This is a genomic window from Streptomyces sp. NPDC096324 (assembly GCF_044763015.1).
Lineage (GTDB): Bacteria > Actinomycetota > Actinomycetes > Streptomycetales > Streptomycetaceae > Streptomyces.
Map to the genome: position 1 here is coordinate 296,955 of NZ_JBIWFK010000007.1, position 22,287 is coordinate 319,241.

At 72.0% G+C, this 22,287-nt stretch carries 16 protein-coding genes; 6 read left to right on the plus strand and 10 right to left on the minus strand.

Annotated elements, in window-relative coordinates:
* Positions 1 to 148: 148 nt before the first annotated feature.
* Entirely contained in the window at positions 149 to 1,084 is a 936-nt protein-coding gene (locus ACIQ7M_RS21205; RefSeq protein ID WP_403646454.1) for a cyclase family protein, read from the minus strand.
* Positions 1,085 to 1,180: 96 nt separating this feature from the next.
* On the opposite strand from ACIQ7M_RS21205, the gene ACIQ7M_RS21210 reads away from it, so the two are divergent.
* The 3 genes from ACIQ7M_RS21210 to ACIQ7M_RS21220 all read left to right on the plus strand — a co-directional run bounded on the left by ACIQ7M_RS21210 (position 1,181) and on the right by ACIQ7M_RS21220 (position 4,434).
* Positions 1,181 to 2,092, plus strand: a complete 912-nt coding sequence (locus ACIQ7M_RS21210; protein ID WP_355765400.1) for an SDR family NAD(P)-dependent oxidoreductase — start codon at positions 1,181 to 1,183, stop codon at positions 2,090 to 2,092.
* A 44-nt stretch (positions 2,093 to 2,136) separates the two neighbouring features.
* Complete coding sequence (locus ACIQ7M_RS21215; protein WP_403646458.1) at positions 2,137 to 3,309, plus strand: acyl-CoA dehydrogenase family protein; 1,173 nt, start codon at positions 2,137 to 2,139, stop codon at positions 3,307 to 3,309.
* A 75-nt stretch (positions 3,310 to 3,384) separates the two neighbouring features.
* Complete coding sequence (locus ACIQ7M_RS21220; RefSeq protein WP_403646461.1) at positions 3,385 to 4,434, plus strand: Zn-dependent alcohol dehydrogenase; 1,050 nt, start codon at positions 3,385 to 3,387, stop codon at positions 4,432 to 4,434.
* Between the two features lie 52 nt (positions 4,435 to 4,486).
* On the opposite strand, the gene ACIQ7M_RS21225 is transcribed toward ACIQ7M_RS21220, so the two are convergent.
* Complete coding sequence (locus tag ACIQ7M_RS21225; protein ID WP_403646464.1) at positions 4,487 to 5,488, minus strand: GlxA family transcriptional regulator; 1,002 nt, start codon at positions 5,486 to 5,488, stop codon at positions 4,487 to 4,489.
* A 71-nt stretch (positions 5,489 to 5,559) separates the two neighbouring features.
* On the opposite strand from ACIQ7M_RS21225, the gene ACIQ7M_RS21230 reads away from it, so the two are divergent.
* Complete coding sequence (locus ACIQ7M_RS21230; protein ID WP_403646467.1) at positions 5,560 to 6,921, plus strand: MFS transporter; 1,362 nt, start codon at positions 5,560 to 5,562, stop codon at positions 6,919 to 6,921.
* A 40-nt stretch (positions 6,922 to 6,961) separates the two neighbouring features.
* On the opposite strand, the gene ACIQ7M_RS21235 is transcribed toward ACIQ7M_RS21230, so the two are convergent.
* Positions 6,962 to 7,576 (minus strand): flavin reductase family protein, encoded by a 615-nt coding sequence (locus ACIQ7M_RS21235; RefSeq protein WP_403646470.1) that lies wholly within the window; start codon positions 7,574 to 7,576, stop codon positions 6,962 to 6,964.
* 179 nt (positions 7,577 to 7,755) lie between these two features.
* On the opposite strand from ACIQ7M_RS21235, the gene ACIQ7M_RS21240 reads away from it, so the two are divergent.
* Positions 7,756 to 8,724 (plus strand): hypothetical protein, encoded by a 969-nt coding sequence (locus tag ACIQ7M_RS21240; RefSeq protein ID WP_403646472.1) that lies wholly within the window; start codon positions 7,756 to 7,758, stop codon positions 8,722 to 8,724.
* Between the two features lie 37 nt (positions 8,725 to 8,761).
* On the opposite strand, the gene ACIQ7M_RS21245 is transcribed toward ACIQ7M_RS21240, so the two are convergent.
* The 5 genes from ACIQ7M_RS21245 to ACIQ7M_RS21265 form a co-directional block, all read right to left on the minus strand.
* Positions 8,762 to 9,613: an enoyl-CoA hydratase/isomerase family protein gene (locus ACIQ7M_RS21245; RefSeq protein WP_403646966.1), complete on the minus strand. Its 852-nt coding sequence runs from the start codon at positions 9,611 to 9,613 to the stop codon at positions 8,762 to 8,764.
* 106 nt (positions 9,614 to 9,719) lie between these two features.
* On the minus strand, positions 9,720 to 11,945 hold the full coding sequence (locus ACIQ7M_RS21250; protein WP_403646475.1) for an acetate--CoA ligase family protein: 2,226 nt from the start codon (positions 11,943 to 11,945) through the stop codon (positions 9,720 to 9,722).
* A gap of 164 nt (positions 11,946 to 12,109) precedes the next feature.
* Complete coding sequence (locus ACIQ7M_RS21255; RefSeq protein ID WP_403646477.1) at positions 12,110 to 13,408, minus strand: SLC13 family permease; 1,299 nt, start codon at positions 13,406 to 13,408, stop codon at positions 12,110 to 12,112.
* On the minus strand, positions 13,405 to 14,004 hold the full coding sequence (locus tag ACIQ7M_RS21260; RefSeq protein ID WP_403646969.1) for a hypothetical protein: 600 nt from the start codon (positions 14,002 to 14,004) through the stop codon (positions 13,405 to 13,407). Before ACIQ7M_RS21260 ends, ACIQ7M_RS21255 begins: the two co-directional genes overlap by 4 nt.
* A gap of 219 nt (positions 14,005 to 14,223) precedes the next feature.
* On the minus strand, positions 14,224 to 15,735 hold the full coding sequence (locus ACIQ7M_RS21265; RefSeq protein ID WP_403646480.1) for a SulP family inorganic anion transporter: 1,512 nt from the start codon (positions 15,733 to 15,735) through the stop codon (positions 14,224 to 14,226).
* Positions 15,736 to 16,140: 405 nt separating this feature from the next.
* Here ACIQ7M_RS21265 and ACIQ7M_RS21270 point away from each other — a divergent pair, with 405 nt between their 5' ends.
* The gene (locus ACIQ7M_RS21270) at positions 16,141 to 16,545 is read left to right on the plus strand and encodes a MerR family transcriptional regulator (protein WP_403646483.1); all 405 of its coding nucleotides are present in this window, start codon (positions 16,141 to 16,143) and stop codon (positions 16,543 to 16,545) included.
* Between the two features lie 10 nt (positions 16,546 to 16,555).
* On the opposite strand, the gene ACIQ7M_RS21275 is transcribed toward ACIQ7M_RS21270, so the two are convergent.
* Both ACIQ7M_RS21275 and ACIQ7M_RS21280 read right to left on the minus strand, forming a co-directional pair.
* A complete protein-coding gene (locus tag ACIQ7M_RS21275) occupies positions 16,556 to 17,020 on the minus strand; it encodes a CBS domain-containing protein (protein WP_403646486.1) in 465 nt (154 codons plus the stop codon).
* Positions 17,021 to 17,295: 275 nt separating this feature from the next.
* Positions 17,296 to 22,218 carry a DNA repair ATPase gene (locus ACIQ7M_RS21280; protein WP_403646489.1) on the minus strand — a complete coding sequence of 1,641 codons (4,923 nt, stop codon included), beginning with the start codon at positions 22,216 to 22,218 and terminating at the stop codon, positions 17,296 to 17,298.
* Between the last annotated feature and the right edge of the window lie 69 nt (positions 22,219 to 22,287).

Sequence of the window (22,287 nt, forward strand, 5' to 3'; positions counted from 1 at the left end):
AGTGGGGGAAGCGCGCCGCCAGTCGGCCCTCGTACGGCATGCCTTCGTGTGGCAGGCCCTGGGCCGGTCTCGTGTGGACGGGTCGCGTGCGGACCGATGCCGTGCGGACCGGTCGCGTGGTGCGGACCGGTCTCGTGGGGGGCGAGTGTCAGAGGATCGCCACGGGCGCCACCGGTGTGCCGGTGCCGCCGACGAACGGTTCCGGCATCGCCGACAGCAGGAAGGCGTACCGGCCTTCTTGTCCACAGGCTGTGGACAACTCTTCGAGGTTCCAGTTCTGGCCCTGCAGCATCCCCATCTCGACCAGGTCGAGCGCGTGCACTGGCAGCCACAGGTCCTCGATCTCGGGCGGGAAGATCTCGAAGGTCAGGGTGTCGTTGGCGACCGCCGCGACATCGCGCGCGTGGAACCACTCGGGGGTGCGCACCGACAGGCCCGGCGACGGATACCCGTACCCGTGCTTGTCGCCCGCCAGATACACCTGGATCTGCCCGGTCCGTACGAGCACGATGTCGCCCGCCCGCACCCGCGTGCCCGCCAACTCCTCCGCCGCCTCCAGGTCTTCGGGGGTGACGGCGTGCCCGCCGGCCAGCCGGTGTTCGCCACGCGCCCGCGCCACGTCGAGCAGGACGCCCCGCGAGACGATGTGCCGCGGCTTCTCGATCCCGCTGAACTCGGCGCCGCCGTGCGGGGTGACGGTGGAGGCGGGGCGTCCGTTGTAGAGCCTGCCGGAGTGCGAGACGTGCGGCAGCGCGTCCCAGTGGGTGGCCGCCTGGAGGCCCATGGTCACGGCGTCGTCGCTGCACGCCACCGTGCCGGGGCCGAAGATCTCCTGGTTGATCTGCACCATCGCGTGCAGCGGATTGACCCGCCCCGGGATCATCCCGGTCTGCACACCGTCCTGCTGGAGCGGCAGGGCGAGCGGCACCCGGAGTCCCGTCCGCACGGTCGCGGCGGCCTCCCGCACCACCTCGTCCGTGACGAGGTTCAGCGTCCCGATCTCGTCGTCGGTGCCCCAGCGCCCCCAGTTGTTGACGCGCTTGGCGATCTCGTGGAACTCCGGATGAAGCGCCGACTGCGACATGAGTCCTCCCCGGGGTCTTGTCTCCAGGCATCCGACGGGTCGTAGAATCCGAGTTGAATCTAACGGACCGTCAGAAACTGCGGGAAGGGGCCGGGCATGGGGAACTTCCTTGCGGGCAAGGCCGTCGCCGTCACGGGCGCGGGCCGGGGGATAGGCCGGGCGGTCGCCCTCGCCGCGGCCGCCGAGGGCGCGCGCGTCGTCGTCAACGACTACGGCGTGTCCGTCGAGGGCGGCGAGCCCACGAGTTCGGTCGCCGAGACCGTCGTCAAGGAGATCGAGGCGGCCGGCGGGGAGGCGGTCGCGGTCGCCGACGACATCTCGACGATGGCGGGCGGGCAGCGCGTCGTCGACACCGCGCTCGCCTCGTACGGGCGGATCGACGGAGTGGTGTGCGTGGCCGGCATCCTGCGCGAGCGGATGCTGTTCAACATGTCCGAGCAGGAGTGGGACCCGGTCGTCGCCACCCATCTCAAGGGCACGTTCACGCTCTTCCGCGCCGCCTCGGCGGTGATGCGCAAACAGGGCTCGGGCACCCTGATCGGCTTCACCAGCGGCAACCACCAGGGGTCGGTGGCGCAGGCCAACTACAGCGCGGCGAAGGGCGGGATCATCTCGCTGGTGCGCAGCGCGGCCCTCGGCCTGCACAAGTACGGGGTCACCGCGAACGCCGTCGCGCCCGTCGCCCGTACGCGCATGTCGGCGAACGTACCGATGGAGCTGAAGGAGATCGGCGAACCGGAGGACGTGGCCGCGCTCGTGGTCTACCTGCTGTCGGAGAGGGCCCGCGAGGCACGCATCACCGGGCAGGTCTACACGATCGCCGGACCCAAGATCGCCGTATGGGCCCAGCCGCGCGAACTGCGCGCCGGATACGCCGAGGGCGCCTGGACCCCGGAGCGGATCGCCGACTTCCTGCCCGGGACCGTCGGCGTCGATCCGATGCCGCTGCTGGAGCAACTCGAGGCGATGGCGAGGGCGGCCGCGGACAAGGCGCGCCCCAACGCGTGACCGTTCCCGGTCCGGGTGCCCGGGTCCGGTGGGGAGGAGAGCGCGTGGATTTCGCATTCGGTCCCGAGGACGAGGCCTTCCGGCGCGAGGTGCGGGCCTGGCTGGGGGAGCACCTGGCCGGCACCCCCGGGCGCCGCGGCTGGGAGCGGGAACTCGGGAAGGCCGGCTGGATCGGCCTCGGCTGGGCGGAGGACGGGTACGGCAACCGGCGCGCGGACCTGACCCGGCAGGTCGTGTGGGCCGAGGAGTACGCCCGCTCCGGGGCGCCCGCCCGCTCCGGGCACATCGGCGAGAACCTGCTGGCGCCGACGCTCATCGCGCACGGGACACCGGAACAGAAGCGCCGCTTCCTGCCGCCGGTCGCCGAGGGCCGGGAGCTGTGGTGCCAGGGGTACAGCGAGCCCGGCGCCGGCTCGGACCTGGCCGGAGTCCGCACGACCGCCGTACGGGACGCGGCGGCCGGGTCCCCGGGGGCGTACCGGGTCACGGGGCAGAAGATCTGGACCTCGCTCGCCCACGAGGCCGACTGGTGCTTCGTGCTCGCCCGCACCGAACCGGGGTCCGTACGCCACCGCGGGCTGTCCTTCCTCCTCGTCGCCATGGACCAGCCCGGCCGGGTCGAGGTCCGTCCGATCCGCCAGCTCACGGGCACGAGCGACTTCAACGAGGTCTTCTTCGACGGGGCGGTGGCGCGGGCCGGGCACGTGGTCGGCGGCGAGGGCGAGGGCTGGAAGGTCGCCATGAGCCTGCTCGGCTTCGAGCGCGGAGTCTCCACGCTCGCCCAGCAGATCGGCTTCGCCGAGGAGCTCGGGCGGGTGCTGCGCGCGGCCGTCGCCACGGGAGCGGCCCGGGATCCCGTCGTACGCGACCGGCTCGTGCGCCTGTGGGCCGAGCTGCGCACGATGCGGTGGAACGCCCTGCGCACCCTGGGCGGTCCGGGCAGTGCCGGGGGACCGGGCGCGCCGAGTGCGGCCAAGCTGCTGTGGGGCGGCTGGCACCGGCGGCTCGGCGAGGTGGCGGTCCAGGTTCGGGGGGCCGCGGCGGCGGTGGGTCCGCGGGACTGGTCGGCCGCGCTGCCCTACGAACTGGACGCCTCCCAGCACCTGTTCCTCTTCAGCCGGGCCGACACGATCTACGGCGGCTCGGACGAGATCCAGCGCACGATCATCGCCGAGCGCGCGCTCGGCCTGCCGAAGGAGCCCCGGGGCGGGCCCTGACCTGCCCCGGAACCAACAGCCCAGGAACAGCCCAGGAACAGCCCGGGGCGGCCCGGGAAGAGGGGAGCCGGCGCGATGCGAGGCGTGATCTTCGACGGGAGAAGGACCCGGGTCGTGGACGACCTGGAGGTACGGGATCCAGGACCCGGTGAGGTGCGGGTGGCGATCTCCGCGGCCGGGCTCTGCCACAGCGATCTGTCCGTGGTGGACGGGACCATCCCTTTCCCCGTCCCCGTGGTGCTCGGCCATGAGGGCGCGGGCGTGGTGGAGTCCGTGGGCGTGGGCGTCACCCATGTCGGGCCCGGCGACCATGTGGCGCTGTCCACCCTCGCCAACTGCGGGACCTGCGCCGAGTGCGACCGGGGACGGCCCACGATGTGCCGCAAGGCGATCGGCATGCCGCAGCGGCCGTTCACCCGCTCGGGCGAGCCGCTCTACCAGTTCGCCGCCAACTCGGCCTTCGCGGAACGCACGGTGGTGAAGGCGGTGCAGGCGGTCCGGATCCCGAAGGACATCCCGCCGGCCTCGGCCGCGCTGATCGGCTGCGGGGTCCTGACAGGGGTCGGAGCGGTCCTGAACCGGGCCCGGGTCGACCGCGGCGACACCGTCCTGGTCATCGGCACGGGCGGCATCGGTCTCAACGTCATCCAGGGCGCCCGGCTCGCGGGCGCGCTGCGGATCGTCGCCGTCGACTCCAACCCGGCCAAGGAGTCCGTGGCCCGGCAGTTCGGCGCGACGCACTTCCTGACCTCGGTGGACGGGGTGAAGGACATCCTGCCCACCGGTGCCCAGCACGCCTTCGAATGCGTCGGCCGCGTCGACCTCGTCCGCCAGGCCGTCGACGCGCTCGACCGGCACGGCCAGGCCGTCCTGCTCGGCGTCCCCCCGGCGACGGCCGAGGCGTCCTTCCTGGTCTCCTCGATGTACCTCGACAAGTCCATCCTCGGCTGCCGCTACGGCTCGTCCCGGCCACAGCGGGACATCGCCCTGTACGCCGAGCTCTACCGCGAAGGCCGCCTGCTCCTCGACGAGTTGGTGACGGCGACGTATCCGGTCGAGGACTTCGAACGGGCGGCCGAGGACGCGCACGCGGGGAAGGTGGCGCGGGCGGTGCTGACGTTCTAGGACGCCCTCGCGCGGGGAGGGGCGGAGGGGGCCGGGGCCGGCCGTCCGGGGGTCATCGGTCGGCCACCGTGCCGGATCTGAAGGTGCGCCGGTAGGTGGTCGGGGTGACGCCGAGGGTCGCCTGGAGGTGCTGGCGCATCGACTGGGCCGTGCCGAAGCCGGCGTCGCGGGCCACGTGGTCGATGGACAGGTCGCTGGACTCCAGGAGATGGCGGGCGTGCTCCACGCGCTGCCGGGTGAGCCATTGGCCGGGGCTGGCGCCGACCTCCTCGCGGAAGCGCCGGGTGAAGGTGCGCACGGACATGGACTCCTGCTCGGCCATGTCCCGGAGCTGGATCGGCTCGTGGAGGCGGCCGAGCGCCCAGGCGCGGGCGGCGGTCGTGCCGGCCGAGCGCGCCTCCGGGACCGGGCGCTGGATGTACTGCGCCTGGCCGCCGTCGCGGTGCGGCGGTACGACGGTCCGGCGCGCCACCTCGTTGGCGACGGCGGCGCCGTGGTCGCGGCGTACGAGATGCAGGCACAGGTCGATCCCGGCCGCGACCCCGGCCGAGGTGAGGACGTCTCCGTCGTCGACGAAGAGCACGTCGGCGTCGACGTCGATCCGCGGGAAGAGCCGCTGGAAGTGCTCGGCGTGCATCCAGTGCGTGGTGGCGGGGCGGCCGTCGAGATACCCGGCGGCGGCGAGGACGTAGCCGCCGGTGCAGATCGAGACGAGCCGGGTGCCGGGGCGGATGTGCGCGAGGGCGGCCACCAGCTCCGGGGTCAGGATGCCCTCCCGCTGCACGGGTCCCAGCTCGTACGAGGCCGGTACGACGACGGTGTCGGCGCCGGCCAGCGCCTCGGGCCCGTTGCCGACGAGGACCGAGAAGTCCGCGTCCGTCTCGACCGGGCCCGGCGGCCGGACCGAGCAGGTGACCACCTCGTACAGCGGCCGTCCCTCCGCGTCCCGTGCCTTGCCGAAGATGCGCTGCGGAATGCCCAGTTCGAAGGGGATCAGGCCGTCGAGGGCGAGGACGACGACGCGGTGCGGAGGCAACGTATCCGGAAGGGCCATGGCCCGATCCTAGCGAATGCTGTCTCTCGGGCCAGTGGTTCACCGGTGCCCGTTCCCCGAAGCTCTATGGCGTGACCCAGACAACCGAAGCCGCGCAGGCCCCGGAGGACTCCCGGCCCGTCCGCCCCGCCACCTCCCACCGCATCCACCGCGCCTGGTTCGTCGCCGCCGTCACCTTCGTGACGATCATCGGCGCGGCCGCCTTCCGGTCGCTTCCCGGACTGCTGATCGACCCGCTGCACGAGGAGTTCCACTGGTCGCGCGGCACGATCGGCGCGGCCGTGTCGATCAACCTCGCGCTGTACGGACTGACGGCGCCGTTCGCGGCGGCGCTCATGGACCGCTTCGGCATCCGGCGCGTGGTGGCGGTCGCCCTCACCGTGATCGCGGTCGGCTCGGGGCTGACGGTGTGGATGACGGCGGCCTGGCAACTGCTCCTGTGCTGGGGCCTGCTGGTGGGCCTGGGGTCCGGTTCGATGGCCCTCGCCTTCGCGGCCACGGTCACCAACCGCTGGTTCGCCGGACGCAAGGGCCTGGTCACCGGCATCCTGACGGCCGCCTCGGCCTCGGGCCAGCTCATCTTCCTGCCGCTGCTGTCCTGGATCGTGACGGAGCACGACTGGCGCCCGGCCGCGGTGACCGTCTCCCTCGCCGCCCTCGCGGTCGTCCCCTTCGTCTGGCTGCTGCTGCGCGACCACCCGGCCGACGTGGGTCAGATGCCGTACGGGGCGACGGAGTTCGTGCCCAAGCCCGAGCCGGTGCGCGGTGCCGCCCGGCGCGCGGTGGCCGTACTGTTCTCCGCCGTCCGCACCGGCCCCTTCTGGCTGCTGGCCGGGACGTTCGCGATCTGCGGCGCCTCGACGAACGGCCTGGTCCAGACGCACTTCGTGCCCGCCGCCCACGACCACGGCATGCCCATCACCGCGGCGGCCTCGCTCCTCGCGGTCGTCGGCGTCTTCGACGTGATCGGCACCATCGCCTCGGGCTGGTTCACCGACCGCTTCGAGCCGCGCCGCCTGCTGGCGGTGTACTACGCCCTGCGCGGCATCTCGCTGCTGTTCCTCCCGATGCTGCTCGCCCCGGCCGTACACCCGCCGATGATCTTCTTCATCGTCTTCTACGGCCTCGACTGGGTCGCCACCGTCCCGCCCACCCTGGCCCTGTGCCGTGAGCAGTACGGCGAGGACAGCGCCATCGTCTTCGGCTGGGTGCTCGCCTCGCACCAGGTCGGCGCCGCGCTCGTCGCCTTCCTCGGCGGTGTCGCCCGCGACCGCTTCGGCTCGTACGACGTGGTCTGGTACGCCTCGGGCGCGCTGTGCGCCGCGGCCGCGCTGATGGCCCTGGTCATCCGTCGGCGTCGTCCGGGGAGCCCGGTCAGCCCGGGGGCATCGGCGGCATCGGCGGCGTCGGTGGTGGGACCGGCCGCCGCGTGACGGTCCTCGGGCGTACGGCCTCGGGTACGGGGCCTCAGGCTCAGGTGAGGAAGCGGCCCTTGTGGAAGAGCAGGGGCGGTACGTCGTCGTCGCTCGCGCCGAGGGCGTCCACCCGGCCCACCACGATGAGGTGGTCCCCGCCCGTGTGCACCGCGTGGACGGTGCAGTCGATCCAGGCCGCGGCACCCGCGAGGCGGGGCGAGCCGGACACCGGAGCGGCGTCGTGGACCACCCCGGCGAACTTGTCCGCACCGCTCACCGCGAAGCCGCGGCACAGGTCGCCCTGGTGCGCGCCGAGTACGTTGACGCAGAAGACGCCGGCGCGGGCTATGCGCGGCCACGTCGTGGACGTACGGCCGACCATGAAGCAGATCAGCGGGGGGTCCAGGGAGAGCGAGGCGAACGACTGGCAGGCGAAGCCGGCCGGGCCCGCCGGATCCCCGGCGTCCGCGGCGGGTGCCGTCACGACGGTCACGCCGGTCGCGAAGTGACCCAGCACCTGACGGAACCGGGCCGGATCGACCGGCGCCCGCTCGTCCTCGCGGACCGCGCGCAGATCCGGGCGCGGCAACGCCTCGACGGGCCCCGCGACGGTGGGGGCCCCGGCCGACCTGAGGTAGCGGACGGCGGCGGCCGCCATCCCTGCGTGTCCCATCACATCCACCATTGAAGCTGACGGGCTGTCAGATAGGAAGGGGTTCGCGAGGCCCGCGGCACGGCGGTACGGCGGGCCGGGGCGGCGGGCCGGAACGGTCCTCCCGGCGAGGCGGACCGGGGCGGACGGAGCCAACCCCCTCGCGGCGCACCGTGTTTCGCCCGCGTATCTTTCGCCCCATGAGGTCGGCGAACTCCGGGAGGCTCACGCGCGCCCGGTCGGCATGGACCGGCGCGGAGGTGCATCTCGCCGCCGCGGTCTGCGCGGCGCAGTGCGCGGTCGCGCTCGCCGTCCGGTGGGTCGGCGCCTTCGGCGACGACGACCACGGCGCGGGCCTCGGCGGCGGGTTCGCCGCCGTCGGGCTGCTGTGCGTGCTGGTTTTCGGGCCGCCCCTGCTCGCCGCTCTGGGCCTGCTGCACGCGGTGACGTTCACGATGCCGGCGGCCACACTCGCCCGTCTGGCGCGCCGCCGCGCACCCGGCCCCGAGGGCGCCTGGCACCTGGGCTTCGTCCTGCTGCTCGGCACCTTCTGGACCGCGCTCGCGGTCCTCCTCCTAGGCCTCGACCCCACCGGCGCCGGGGCCCTGCCGCTCGCCGTGTCCGGTGTCCCGCCCGTCCTGGCGGCCGCCGGGGCGCGGTGGCGCGAACGGTCCGGCGGACACCCGCCGGACCGCGGGCGCGTCTGGTTCCGCTCGGCGCTCTTGGCCCTCGGGGCGTGCGTCCTGGTCGTGGCGGCGGGCACGGTGGGCCTGGCCACGGGACTCATCCAGGAGTACGAGCCCCCGAAGCTCGGCGCCGACCAGGTCACCGGCGTCTGGCGCGGCGATCACGGGGCGGTGCTGCGGCTGCGCGCAGGCGGCGGGGCCGAGCTCTCGTCCGTGCCCGCCCAGCCCGAGTTCGGGGACGTGACCACCAAGGAGTTCACGCGCTGCGACGGCGCCGCCACGTGGTTCCTCGACACCGCGGGCCGCTACGACCCCTACGCCGACGGGCCCGACTCCGAGCGCCGGGACGGCGTCGTCGTGCGCGTCGGCGACTGCGGCCACGACACCTACTGGACCATCGGCGGCACCGACACCCACCCGGAACTCTTCGTCCTCTTCGGCGACCCCGACGCGGGGGATCTGCGCATATTGCGACGGGGGTGAGCGGGGGCCCGCGTGCGGGTGTGCCGGGGCTGGGTTGTCAGCGGCCCTTGAAGTGGGGGGACCGGCGCTCCACGAAACTCGTCACGCCCTCGATGGCGTCCGCCGTCGTCATGTTGATCTCCTGCGCCGCGGCCTCCGCGGCGAAGGCGGTGGCGCGGTCAGTGTCGAGGGAGGCGTTGACGAGTTGCTTGGTGAGCGCGAGCGCGCGGGTGGGACCGGCGGCGAGCCGCTCGGCCCAGGCGCGCGCCGTCTTCTCCAACTCCTCAGCCGGTACGACCCTGTTGACGAGCCCTATCCGCTCGGCGTCCGCCGCGCTCAGCGCGTCCCCGAAGAACATCAGCTCCTTGGCCCGCTGCGGGCCGACGAGGCGGGGCAGCAGATGGGCCCCGCCGCCGTCCGGCACGAGACCGCGTCGCGCGAACACCTCGATGAACCGGGCCGGTTCGGCCGCGAGGACGAGGTCGCACGCGAAGGCGAGGTGCGCGCCGATCCCGGCCGCCGTGCCGTTGACCGCCGCGATCACCGGCTTCTCGCAGTCGAGGACGGCGGCGATCAGACGCTGCGCGCCGAGCCGGATGGTGCGGGCGACGTCGCCGGGCACCCGCTTCCCGGCGGGCGGACCGGCCCGCAGATCCGCTCCGGCGCAGAAGCCGCGGCCGGTGGCGGTGATGACCACGGCCCGTACGTCGGGGTCGGCGGACGCCGCCGTGAGCAGCTCGATCACGCGCTCACGCTGGTCCCAGGTGAGCGCGTTCATGGCCTCGGGCCGGTCGAGGGTGATCCATGAGACGGCGTTGTCAGTGGTGTGACGTATCAATGAGTCGAGGGGCTTTTGGGCTGGTGCGGGGGATTCGGGAGCTTCGTGGGGCGCACGGGGGGAGTCGGTCATGGAGGGGTCCGTCGTGAAGGGGTCGGTCATGACCGTGCTCCGTTTCGTGCGGGGACGGGGACGGGGACGATGGTGGGCGCGGGTCAGGGGGGCGGGCGGTCTCGGTTCAGCGGCACAGCACCAGCGCGTCCAGGGCCACGGCCCCCTGTCCGCGGGGCAGCACCATCAGCGGATTGATGTCCAGCTCCGCGATCTCGTCCCCGAGTTCGAGCGCCATCCGCTGGACCCGGATCACGACCTCGACCAGCGCGTCCACGTCCACCGGCGGGCCCCCACGCACCCCGTCGAGCAGCGCCCGCCCGCGAAGTTCGGACAGCATGGCCCGCGCCTGGTCGTCGCCGAATGGCGGCACGCGCACGGCGAAGTCCCGCAGCACCTCGACGAGAACTCCGCCGAGCCCGACGGTGACGGTCGGCCCGAAGAGCTGGTCGTGGGTGACACCGACGACCATCTCGACGCCCCGCTCGACCATCTGGCAGACGAGGACCCCGTCGAGCGAGATGCCCTCGTAGCGGGCGATGTCGGTCAGCTCGCGATAGGCGTCGCGGACCTGGCTGGCGGAGGTCAGCCCGATCTTGACCAGGCCGAGTTCGGTCTTGTGGGCGATCTGAGCGCCGGAGGCCTTCATGACCACCGGGTAGCCGACCTGGCTCGCCGCCCGCACGGCCGCCGCCGCGCTGGTCACCAACTGCTCGCGCGGCACACGGATCCCGTACGCCCGCAGCAACTGCTTGGCGCCGTGCTCGCTCAGTTGCTGGCCCGGGCGCATCAGGGCCTGCGCCTTGCGGAAGGAGGGCGACGGGGTGCGCGGGGCCTCGTCGAAGGGCGAGCGGTAGGCGGCGGTGAACCGCGCGTGGTCGAGGTGGGCGCGGACGGCGGTGATGCAGTTGGCGAACGTACGGAACGTGGCGACCCGGGACGAGCCGAGCAGCGTCTCCCGGTACGCGGCCTCCGTGCCGACCGGCGAGCCCCACACCACGCACACCAGCTTGTCCGTCTGTTCCGCCGCGTCCACCAGGTCCTGCGCCAGCTTGTCGCTCATCGGGGGGAAGGGGCCGGTGATCGGGCAGATCAGTACGCCGACGGCCGGGTCGGCGAGGATCGCGTCGATGATCTTCCGGCCGCGCCAGTCGCCGACCGGGTGCCCGCCGTTGTCGACCGGGTTCGCGACGTTCAGGTAGTTGGGTATCCAGGTGTGCAGCTCGGCCTGTTTGGCCTCCGAGAGGACCGGCAGGTTGAGGCCCGCCCCGCTCGCCAGGTCCGCGAAGTGCGCGCCCGTGCCGCCGGAGATCGAATAGACGACGACCCCGTCCGCCCGGGGTGCCCGGGCCCGCGCCAACAGGGCGGCGGTGTCCTGGAGTTCGTCGAGTCCGTCCACCCGGATCACGCCGTACTGTCGCATCGCCGCGTCCACCACCGCGTCCGCGCCGGTCAGCTTTCCGGTGTGTGAGGCGGCGGTGCGGGCGCCGGTCTCGGTGCGGCCGACCTTCACCGCGACGACGGGCACCTTGCGCCGGGCGGCGCGGTCGGCGGCGAGCAGGAACGAGCGGCCGTCCTTGAGTCCCTCGACGTAGCAGGCGATGGCGCCGATCTCGGGGCGCTCGGAGAAGTAGGAGATGAAGTCCGCCGTCTCCAGGTCGGCCTCGTTGCCGGTGGGTGCCCAGTGGGACAGGCGGACGCCCAGTTGCTGCATCGCGAACACCGGCCGGCCCTGGTGGCCGGACTGGGTGATGAGGGCGACCGCGGGGCCGTCGAGGTCGTCGCGGAAGTGCTCGAAGGCGTTGAGGTTGGTGTTGGGGCCGAGCAGCCTCAGGCCGGAGCCGTGCACGGCGGCGGCGAGGCGGGTCTGTGCGGCGGCGCCCTCGGCTCCCGTCTCGGCGAATCCGGACGCGAACGCGACCGCGAACCTCACCTTGGCCTCGGTGAGTTCGCGGATCACCGGGAGGGGGTCGGCGACGAGGAGCACCGCCAGGTCCACCTGCTCCGGTACGTCCGATACGGAAGGGAGGCACGGGAGGCCGAAGACGGTACGGCGGGTGGGGTGCACCGGGTGGAGGCGGGCGCCGACCCGTTCGGCCCAGGCCATGAGCTGGCGGGTGATCCCGGTGTTCGGCCGTCCCTCGGCGTCCGAGGCGCCGATGACGGCCACGCACTCGGGACGGAAGAAACGGTCCAGGTCGGGGACGGTGGCGTACAGCGGGCGTCCGCTGACGTCCAGGTCGTCGACTTCGGCCGGGCGTCCGTGCACGACCGGGGAGGGCTGCTCGCCGCAGGCGATGACCCTGGCCCGGCGGGAGTCGGTGGTGAGGGTGCCGTGGGTTGATCCAAGCATCGGTCCGCCCGCTCCTGTGTGACAGCCAATTGTTAACTGACGCACTGTCAGATTACGCAACTGGCGTCATGTCAGGAACCGTTGTGCAGGAGTGGGCTTCTGTTGGGTCCCCGGCCGCAGGTTCTCGGCGGCGTCGGAACGGGGTTCTCCCGGGTGCTCCTCGCTCAGGCGAGGGCGAAGTAGCGCAGCCACACGTAGCCGAGGGAGATCGCCACCGTCACGGCGGTGACGATCAGGCCGTACTTGGTGAACTGCCAGAAGGTGATGGGCTGGCGGTTGCGTTCGGCGATGCCGAGGACGACCACGTTCGCCGAGGCTCCGATGGCGGTGGCGTTGCCGCCCAGGTCGGCACCGAGGGCGAGGGCCCACCACATGACGTGGTCGCCGCCGCCGCCCATGTTGTGAACCAGGTCGCTGGTGATGGGGGCCATCGTGGCGACGTAGGGAATGTTGTCGACGACTCCGGACAGCACGGCCGAGGCGCCCAGCAGGGTGAGGGAGCCGACGAGTTCGTTGGTGCCGATGGCGTCGGCCAGCGCCTTGGAGACCTGGTCGATCACGCCGGTGTCGATCAGCCCGCCGATCATGATGAACAGGCCCGCGAAGAACGCGAGGGTGGGCCACTCGACCTCGGACAGGACCTCGCTCGTCTCGGCCGTCGAGACGGCGACGAGGAGGCCGGCACCGAGCAGGGCGACGATGCTGGGTTCGTAGTGGAGCACCGGGTGCAGGACGAACCCGGCCACGACGAGGGCGAGGACGATCAGTCCCTGGACCAGCAGTCGGGGGTCCTTGATGGCCTCGCGCTCCTCCAGGGCCATGATCTCGGCGGCGCGGTCCTCGTCGTAGACGAACGACCTGCGGAACATCACCCGGCACAGCGCGACGAGGACGACGACCAGCAGTGCGGCCAGCGGGGCGAGATGGACCAGGAAGTCGTTGAAGGTCAGGCCGGCCCGGCTGGCGATGATGATGTTCGGCGGGTCGCCGACGAGGGTCGCGGTTCCGCCGATGTTGGAGGCGAACACCTCGGCGATGAGGAAGGGCGCGGCCGGCAGGGCGAGGCGCTCGCAGACCAGCAGCGTCACCGGGGCGATCAGAAGGACCGTGGTGACGTTGTCCAGGAGTGCGGAAGCGACCGCCGTGATGACGACGAGCATCGCCATGACCCGGAAGGGTCTGGCCTTCGCCTTCTTCACGGACCAGATGGCCAGGTACTCGAACATGCCGGTCTTCTTCAGCACGCCGACGATCATCATCATGCCCATGAGCAGGAAGATGACGTTCCAGTCGATGCCGGAGTCCTGCGAGTAGAACGCCGAGACGTCGTCGGTCGCCCCGATCGCCAGCATCAGACCCGCGCCGCCGAGGGCCACGGCGACGCGGTGGATCTTCTCGCTGATGATCAGGGCGTACGCGCCGACGAACACGACGATCGCCGCCCAGCTGTGCCAGTCGTTCACGTTGCTCCAGTTCCTGCGAGAGGGTGAGGGACCCCGCTGTTTCCGCTGTCGTCCCCGTCCGGGATCCCCACCGGGTCGTCGACGTCGAAGGCCCGCGCGATCGGCACGTCGGTGGAACCGTGCGCGATGATCGAGAAGGCGACGCACACCGCGACGAGCGTGAACGCCTTGTCCGCCCAGGGGATGCCGGACGGCAGCACCAGCAGCCCGTACACCACGGAGGCGAAACCCTTCGGACCGAACCAGGCGGCGACCGGACGTTCCGTCCGGGACTCGAAGGAAGCCTTGGCCTCGGGTGAGATGAAGGCGAAGGCCGGCGGCATGCCGAGGCCCAGGGCTCGCGCCGGGTTGCGCCGGTTGGCGCGCAGGGAGACGTGCATGCCGTCGGTGAGGAGCACCGCTGAGAGGGCGAGGTCCGCCGTCACGGAGACGATCGCGCTGTCCGGGGTGATGTGGATCAGGCCGAGGAAACCGTTGCCGACGAGGGCACCGCCGACGAGGAAGAGGAGCGAGGTCGACAGCACCGTACGCGCCGCGAGACCCGACAACAGCGCCGACACCAGCAGCGCGACACCGAACACCACCACCAGCGCCATGCCGCCACCCCGATCGGAAGAGAGAGTCATCCCCTGCTCGCCGACCAGGCTTCCCGGCACACCACGGGGAACCTTACCTTTCCTTGACACGCCTTTGACAGGTTGCCGGCGGGCACCCCACGAGCGGTGGGATTGCCGGTCCCCGGCAGGAAGCGGGCCCCAGCACCGGAACCCCGGCCGACAGTGCCCGGGAGCACCATCGGCCGCACGGGGTGAGGATCAGTGACCGGCCGCGAGTTCGCCGGTGAGCCTGCGGTGCAGGAGAGCGCTGGGGGCGTTGAGCCCGATGATCTCGACGGTCTTGCCCCGTTGCTGGTATCTGGTCTCGACGGCGTCGAGCGCGGCGACCGAGGAGGCGTCCCAGACGTGGGCCGCGGTCAGGTCGATGACGACCCTGTCCGGGGCGCCGGAGTAGTCGAACCGGCCGACGAGCTCGTTGGAGGAGGCGAAGAAGAGTTCGCCGGTGACGGAGTAGACGACCGTGGTGCCGTCGGGGTCGGTGACGGCCGTGACATCGGCGAGGCGGGCGACGCGCCTGGCGAAGATGACCATGGCGGTGACGGAGCCCACCACGACGCCGATGGCCAGGTTGCTGGTGGCGACGACACAGGCGACGGTGATGACCATGACGGCGATCTCGCCGGCGGGCATCCGCCTGAGGGTCCTGGGCGCGATGGAGTGCCAGTCGAAGGTCGCGAAGGACACCATGACCATGACGGCGACCAAGGCGGCCATCGGGATGTCGGAGACGACCGGGCCGAAGACGACGCAGAGCACCATGAGGAACGACCCCGCGAGGAAGGTCGAGAGGCGGGTGCGGGCGCCCGACACCTTCACGTTGATCATCGTCTGGCCGATCATGGCGCAGCCGCCCATGCCGCCGAGGAAACCGGTGACGATGTTGGCGATGCCTTGGCCGATGGACTCGCGGGTCTTGGAGGAATGGGTTTCGGTGATGTCGTCGACCAGCTTGGCCGTCATCAGCGACTCCATCAGGCCGACCAGTGCCATCGCGAGCGCGTAGGGGGCGATCGTGGTCAGCGTGTCCATGGTGAACGGCACGTCTGGCAGGCCGGGCACGGGCAGCGAGGACGGCAGCGCGCCCTTGTCCCCGACGGTCGGCACCGCGATTCCCGCGGCGAGGGTGATGACGGTGAGGATCACGATGGAGACGAGCGGGGCGGGAATCACCTTGGTGATCTTCGGGAAGAACACCATCAACGCCAGGCCGCCGATGATCAGCGGGTAGACCGGCCACGGGACGTCGTGCATCTCGGGGACCTGGGCCATGAAGATCAGGACGGCGAGAGCGTTGACGAAGCCGACCATCACGCTGCGGGGGACGAACCGCATCAGCTTCGCGACGCCGAGCGCGCCGAGCGCGATCTGGATGACACCGGCCAGGATGACGGCGGCGACCAGGTAACCGAAGCCGTGCTCGCGGTTGAGCGGGCCGATGACCAGGGCCACGGCACCGGTCGCGGCGGAGATCATCGCCCGGCGACCGCCGACGACGGAGATGGTGACGGCCATGGTGAAGGAGGCGAACAGGCCGATCGCCGGATCGACGCCGGCGATGATGGAGAACGAGATCGCCTCGGGAATCAGAGCCAGGGCGACCACCAGGCCGGCCAGGACCTCGGTGCGCCAGACCTTAGGGTCGGAGAGCCAGTCGGGCTTCAGATCCCGCAGCCGAGTGGCTGGGGAGACAGCGGTAGCGGCGGAAGACAAGAGATCGGGAACCTGTCGTGCTCGGGCGCGGCCCCATGGCAGGCCGGGGACGTGCGGCAGGACGCGGAGGGGCCGGGTCGGCGCCCCGCGGACGGCTCCTGAGTGCGGAGCCGGAAGGCCGGGAGGAAACGGAAGGAGCCCACGCGGTGGCGCCCGGGGGCTCACATACGGGGGCGACGCGTCACGGCGGGGAGACGGCGCCGGGCGTCACGGGCTCGCGCACGCTTCTCTCCTGCGAGAATCGGATCTTCACCGGGGGGCGGCGTCGGCCCCCGGTGCGGCAGGGGCGGGGCGGCGAACGCCGCGACGGCCGACGGCAACTCTACCTTAACGTTAGGGTAGAGATCGGTGGTGCCCGTCCGGGCCGACTCCGACAGGGACGAGAGAGGTCGGAGGATCACGGGCGTGGACGGCAGGCACATGCAGATCGGCGAGGTGGCCGCGCGGACCGAGCTGTCTCTGCGCACCATCCGGCATTACGAGGAGACCGGCCTGGTCGTGCCCTCTGCCCGTTCCCAGGGGGGCTTCCGCCTCTACACCGAGAACGATGTCGCCCGCCTCATGGTCATCCGGCGTATGAAGCCTCTCGGCTTCACCCTGGAGCAGATGCGTGACCTGCTCGACGTCACCGACCGTCTGGACGCGGGTACCGGCGTCGGCTCCGCCGAGGGTGAGGCGCTGCTGGAACGGTTGCGCGTCTACGAGCACGCCGCGACGGAACAGGTCGAGAAGCTGCGGGTCCAGCTGTCACGCGCGGAGGACTTCGCCGCCACCCTCCGTAAACGCCTGCCGGAGGCCGGCGACTCCTGACTCCGGGCGTTCAGGCGGCGCCTGCGGCGAGGAGGCGTTCCAACAGGTGGGAGGCGGTGATGACGCCCAGGAGGTGTACGCCCGCCTTGTCCTTCTCCGCCACGGCCACCAGCGGGCTGCGGGCCCGTGCCATCTGCGCGGCGACCTCCAGCGCGGTGTCGTCCGGGGCCGCGACGACCGGCGGCGGTGTGGTCTTGGAGAGGCAGTCGCGCACCTTGCGGTCCTTCAGCGCGGCGCACAGCCGGTCGGCGTGACGCTCGTCGACCACCGCGGCGAGGGTGGGGTCCTCGATGACGTATCCCGGGACCAGGATTTTGATCATCTGCGAGGCGGGGAGAATCGCCTTCGGCGCGCCCTGGTCGTCCACCACCAGCAGCGCGGGAAGCCGGTGTTCGGCCATCAGCCGGGCGGCGTCCATGGCGTCACTCTCCAGGCCGACGGTCTCGTACTTCTCCGCCAAGTCGCGTGCGCGCACACCCGGCTCCCGTCTCGGTCCTCGGCACAGCCGCGGCCTTCACGCCGCTTCGGTGTCCGCCCCGAAGCACCTGGCCGCAGAAGCACGATACAACCGACCGACGTGGGTCGTGCGGGCCTGCGGGCGACGGTTCCGCGCTCCACGAACTCGGTCCTCCTCGTGCTCGTGGTGCAGCGGACGGTGCGTCATCGTCCGCCGGTCCCGGCGGACGAGAACGACCGTGCTGAGCGCGACGACCACGAGGGCAGCGGCGAGCGGCACGAAGAAGGGGGTCATCACGACTCCTGCACGGCCGCATGCCGGGGGTCGGTGCTTCGGAGTGCGGGGCGGGAGCCGGCGGCGCCGGTGATGGCCGACTCGACGGCGGCGATCCGGTCGGCGAGCAGGCCGAGGGCCGCGACGGCGCGGACCAGGGGGTCGTCGTCGGGGCCGCCGAACGTCTGTGTCCGCGCGTACGCGGCTTTCACCTCGGCCCAGCGGTCGGCCTGCGCGGTGGTGAGCGTGCCTCGCAGTTCGGCGAGTTTCAGGAGGCCGGCCTCGGCGCCGGTGGTGAGGGTCTGGGCCTCGGCCGTGTAGTGGTCGTCGATGACCGCGGACAGCTCTGCCGCGTTCATGACCGGCTTGATGCGCTGGACGATCTTGTTCATGTTGCGGTAGGAGCCCTGGAGCCGGAAAGGCGGCTCGGTACGGGCGCCGTCGGCCCGGGTGGCGGAGGCCATGTAGGCGGCATTGACCGCGAGGACCGTCTCGCGTGCGGTGAGCAGGTGCCGCAGGACGGCGAGGATGCGCTCCGTCTCGGCCGGCGTGTACGGGTGGATGAGCCTGTCGGCGCGTGCGCTGGGGTCGGCGGTGGCGAGCCGGATCAGCAGGTCGAGGTCGGCGCGGTCGCGGCCCGCCAACGGGGCAAGTTCAGGGCTCGCGGTGAGCGCGTTCTCCACGAAGCTGAGGGCGAAGGCATCTTTCCTGCCGGTCAGTACGTCACCGAGGTTCCACACGTCGGCGCGGTTGGCGAGCATGTCGGGCACCCGGAAGCGGCTGCCGGATTCGGTGTAGGGGTTGCCCGCCATGCAGACCGCGAACCGCTTGCCCCGCAGGTCGTAGGTGCGGGGTTCGCCGTCCCGCACGCCCTCCATACGGCGCGTGCTGTCGCACAGCGGGATGAACTTCTGCAGCAGCTCCGGGGACGTGTGCTGGATGTCGTCGAGGTGGAGCAGGGTGTTGCCGCCCGCCGCCAAGGCGAAATTGATCTTCTCCACCTCCCGCCGGGCCGTGGCGTTCGGCGCCTGCGCAGGGTCCAGGGAGGTGACACCGTGTCCCAGCGCCGGGCCGCTGACCTTGACGAGCAGGAGACCGAGACGGTCGGCGACGTACTCCATGAGGGTCGTCTTGCCGTAGCCCGGAGGGGAGACGAGCAGCAGGAGGCCGCCCGTGCCGGTGCGCCCGGTCTCGTCGGCCGTGCCCCATTGCCTGGCCAGGCTGTCGCCGATGAGGGGGAGGTAGACCTCGTCGATGAGGCGGCCCCGGACGAACGACGCCATGGCGCGCGGCCGGTGGTCATCGAGGCGCAGACGGGATCGCTCGGCGGACACGAGGGCGGTGCGGCGGCGCTGGTAGGCACGGAAGGCGGGGGAGTCCACCTCGCGGAATCTGTCCGTCCGGGCGAGGAACTCGTCGAGGCGCAGGGGCAGGGAACGGCGGGTCACGCGCGGGTGGGTGCCGAGCAGGCCCTCGGCTCGGACCGTCACGGAAGCATCCGACGTGTAGCGGGGCAGGTCCGGGGACAGCTCCGCAGCCACCGCCTCGGCGAGGTCTCCGGGGGCGATGTCCGCTCCGGTGGAGGAGGCGTACGAGGTCAGCCACGCCTCGATCAGCTGACGGCGGGCGGCGAGGTCGACGAGTTCCCTCAGGTCCTCGCCGTACGCCGAAGTGCCCACGGTGTGGCGGAACTTGTCGAGCAGGGTGCGGGCGGCCGTGCCGAGCACGAAGCCCTCGGGGCCGCTTGTCAGTTCCTCGAACAGGTACCGGGCGGCGGCGGACGCGGTCGCTTCGTCGTGCGGGGACCAGATGGTGATCGCTGCCGCCAGTTCGTCCTCCAGCTCGGCGATGCCGGAGGCGGGGCCGAAGGCGTCCCGGGCCCGGGCGAGCGAGACAGCGCGCCGCGCCCAGGTGGCGCGCGACTGCACCGTGGCGCCATGGGCCCAGAACAGCTGGGCGGTGGCGCGGCCGGCGGGCTCGTGGCGCAGGGGGCCGGCCCGCTCGTACAGCGGGAGCAGCGCGGTGAGGATCACGGTCGTGTCGTGGTCGTGCACGCCGCGCTCGTAGCCCTCGTCGTACGCCTCCTGCGCGGCCTTCCGGACCAGGGCGGGCAGGTCCGCCGCCGCGAGGGACGCGGGACCGTGCTCCCTCAATAGGCGGGCGGCGAGGTGTTCGGCGCGGTAGACCTCGGGGGATTCGGACGGCAGGTGCCGGTCCCAGTAGGGGCGCGCCGTGGCGAAGTCCGGGTCGGTGACGGGTGAGCGGTAGTCGGTGCCGGTGAGGGCGAAGGCGAGGCCGTCGGCGTGCGGTACCAGGGTGAGATCGAGGGGCTGGGTGTTGACGGCGAAGGCGTGGCTGCCGAGGCGGATCGTGCGGCCGTCGTGGGAGTAGAGGTCGGTGCGGTCACGCAGGGCGCGGGTCGCCTCCTGCCGGGCGGCCTTCAAGCGGTCCTCCAGCTCCTGAGCCCGCACGGTGTCGCTGAGCTCGCGCAGCTCGTCCGCCGTGCGGCGGACCTTGGCGACCATGGGGTCGGAGACGAAGAACGTGGGGACCGCGTCGGGGTCCGGGAGTGTCGCCGTACGTCGGAGGATCGTCTCCAGGACCCGTCCGGCCGAGGTGACCAGTTGCTCGGCCCGGCGGGCACGGGCGTCGGCCAGCGTCTGCTTGCGGGCGGAGAACACCTCGTAGACCTCGGTGCGCTTGTCCGCCAGCGTGCCGAGGAAGCCGTCGAACTCCGCGAAGCGGGACTCCAGGTTCTCCAGGCGGACCAGAATGCCGGCGAGCTGTTCCTCGCACGCCTCGGGGCTGTCGGCCACCGCGAGCGCGGCGGTGACCGACTGGCCCAGCAGGGTGGTCTCGGCGGCGAACTCCGCGCGCCCCTCGTGGCCGAGGAGCGCGCGGCGGCGGTTGTCGAGGGTGGCGCGGGCCCGATTGACGCCCCCCAGTACCTCGGACACGCGCTCCAGCACGGACGTGCGGACCGTGGCGTCGGCGACGTCGACCCCGGCGACGACCTCGGTCACCGTCTTCAGTCCCCCGGCGAGCTCGTCCAGCCGGACCGCCAGGGGCGTCGCCTCGGCGACGGTGGCGATCGACTCGGCGTCCGCGACGAGCTGTTCGACGTCCGCGTGGTACGTGGCGAAGGCATCCTCGCGGGCCAGGGAGGCGACGGCGCGCTGCCCGAAGGACCCGAGGTCCGCTGCCACGTCCGCGGCGAGTTGGTCGACGCGGGAGGTGTCGCAGTGGCGCAGTTCTTTGAGGTTCAGCAAGTGGCCCTGTGCGTGGCGCAGTTCCGTCAGGCCGTCCACCCAGGCTGCCGCCCCGCGCGGGGTCTCGCCGCGCAGTCGGCGTACCACCGCGGCGATCCGGTCCGTCGCCTCGTCAAAGGCGTCCGAAGCCCGCCGGGTCAGGGCCTGGACGTTCTCGAACTCGGCCAGCACCTGGTCGGCCGTGCCTCGGACCGCCTCCAACGGGCCGCGCAGATCGCCCAGTTCGCCGTCGCCGAGCCAGTGGAAGGCGTCCGCCGTGCGGACACAGGCGGCGGACAACGCCTCGTACATCTCGGCCGTCGGCGTGGTCTCGGCCACGGCTCGTGTGACGGACAGGCAGTCGGCGATGCCGCGGACGAGGTCGGCGTTGCCCACACGCGCAAGCGGCCCGGTACCGGTTGGCACGGTGGCCGCGTGGAGGTCGGACACATAGGGAGAGCGCCACAGCTGGAGAGGGTGGACACGCGCCGGCTCATGACTGTCCGCGCGCAGCGTCACGAGGGTGCCGTCGTCGAAGAGTGCCGGGCCATGGCACGAGAGCGGCGTGGCGACCTCCTTGCGGATCATGTTGTACGACAGCAGGAGACTGCGGCACTCCGCCCGCGCGTGGAACGCGTACAGCACGTCCTCGCCGTTGGGTGAGCGCACCTCACGCTCGAACTCCAGGTGTGTCGTGTCCAGGTCGTACGCCTTGTGGGCGCCCGTGGCCAGGCAGTATCCCCCGGGAAACACGATGCCCTGGTCCTCGGGCAGCCGACGGCACGCCTGACCGATGCCGTCGAGGCGGGCCACGGAACGGGTGAGCGTGTTGAACACCAGATACCGGTGGATGTCCTCCTTGTACGGGCGGATCCGGAGCAGGGCGAGGGCGCCCACGCGGGCGTGGGCGATGTCCGCGTCGGCCGGCGACTGCAGCGGCTCGTCGACCGGCTCTTCGTGGATCACCTCTCCGGCCTCGGTACCGTTCACCGTCCGGACGGTGAGGGAACCGCCGACGGTCGAGACGAGGACCTCACCCAGGACGGAGACTTGCGGGTGGCGGCCGGGAACGTGGTCCTCGCGCGTCGCCGTGGTCCAGGCGACGTCGTGCGACGGCGGCAGGACATCGTCGCGGTCGCCCCGCGCGTCCAGGAAGGATGCCTGCCCGTCGGCGGTCAACGCCCAGCGCAGCACCCGGATGTCGCCGGCCTTCTCGCCTGTCTGGAAGACGGCCAGCAGTCTGCCGTCCACACGGCGGAGCCGGAGAAGTCGGGTCTGCCGGAAGTAGCGGTACAGCGCGGCGAACTCCCGTACGAACGCCGGATCGTCGAGCAGCCCCGGGACCGCGTTCTCGGGGAGGCGGTTCAGATTCCTGTCGTACAGGGCGAAGACGTCACCCACCGCCGTCTCCGGCTGGACGGCGAGGTGCGGAACACAGCCGAAGAGCAAGGAGTTCCCGACGGCGACGACGTCACGGGGCACGCACGGGTGCTCGGTGCGCAGCCGCCCGCTGCCGCTGAGCCCCAGCCGCACCGATCCGAACTCCTCGACGCGGCGGGCGTTGAGCGCCTCTGCGCGGGCGGCGAGTTCGGCGGCCTGGACGGCGAGCCGTTCACGCAGCACCTCGTACGTGCCCCTGTCGACGGCGTCGTACGCCCCGGTCCCGGGTGTCCCCGTCTGCGGGCCGGTTGCCATGATGCTTGCTTCCTTTCAGGAGGGACGAGCCGGAGCTGCCGTCCCCTGTGCGGCAGCTCCGGCGGTCGC

Excerpts from the sequence above, each read along its gene's own strand:
- ACIQ7M_RS21205 (WP_403646454.1), bottom strand. The coding sequence starts at position 1,084 with ATGTCGCAGTCGGCGCTTCATCCGGAGTTCCACGAGATCGCCAAGCGC.
- ACIQ7M_RS21210 (WP_355765400.1), top strand. The coding sequence starts at position 1,181 with ATGGGGAACTTCCTTGCGGGCAAGGCCGTCGCCGTCACGGGCGCGGGC.
- ACIQ7M_RS21220 (WP_403646461.1), top strand. The coding sequence starts at position 3,385 with ATGCGAGGCGTGATCTTCGACGGGAGAAGGACCCGGGTCGTGGACGAC.
- ACIQ7M_RS21225 (WP_403646464.1), bottom strand. The coding sequence starts at position 5,488 with ATGGCCCTTCCGGATACGTTGCCTCCGCACCGCGTCGTCGTCCTCGCC.
- ACIQ7M_RS21235 (WP_403646470.1), bottom strand. The coding sequence starts at position 7,576 with ATGGGACACGCAGGGATGGCGGCCGCCGCCGTCCGCTACCTCAGGTCG.
- ACIQ7M_RS21240 (WP_403646472.1), top strand. The coding sequence starts at position 7,756 with ATGAGGTCGGCGAACTCCGGGAGGCTCACGCGCGCCCGGTCGGCATGG.
- ACIQ7M_RS21245 (WP_403646966.1), bottom strand. The coding sequence starts at position 9,613 with ATGACCGACTCCCCCCGTGCGCCCCACGAAGCTCCCGAATCCCCCGCA.
- ACIQ7M_RS21250 (WP_403646475.1), bottom strand. The coding sequence starts at position 11,945 with ATGCTTGGATCAACCCACGGCACCCTCACCACCGACTCCCGCCGGGCC.
- ACIQ7M_RS21260 (WP_403646969.1), bottom strand. The coding sequence starts at position 14,004 with ATGGCGCTGGTGGTGGTGTTCGGTGTCGCGCTGCTGGTGTCGGCGCTG.
- ACIQ7M_RS21280 (WP_403646489.1), bottom strand. The coding sequence starts at position 22,218 with ATGGCAACCGGCCCGCAGACGGGGACACCCGGGACCGGGGCGTACGAC.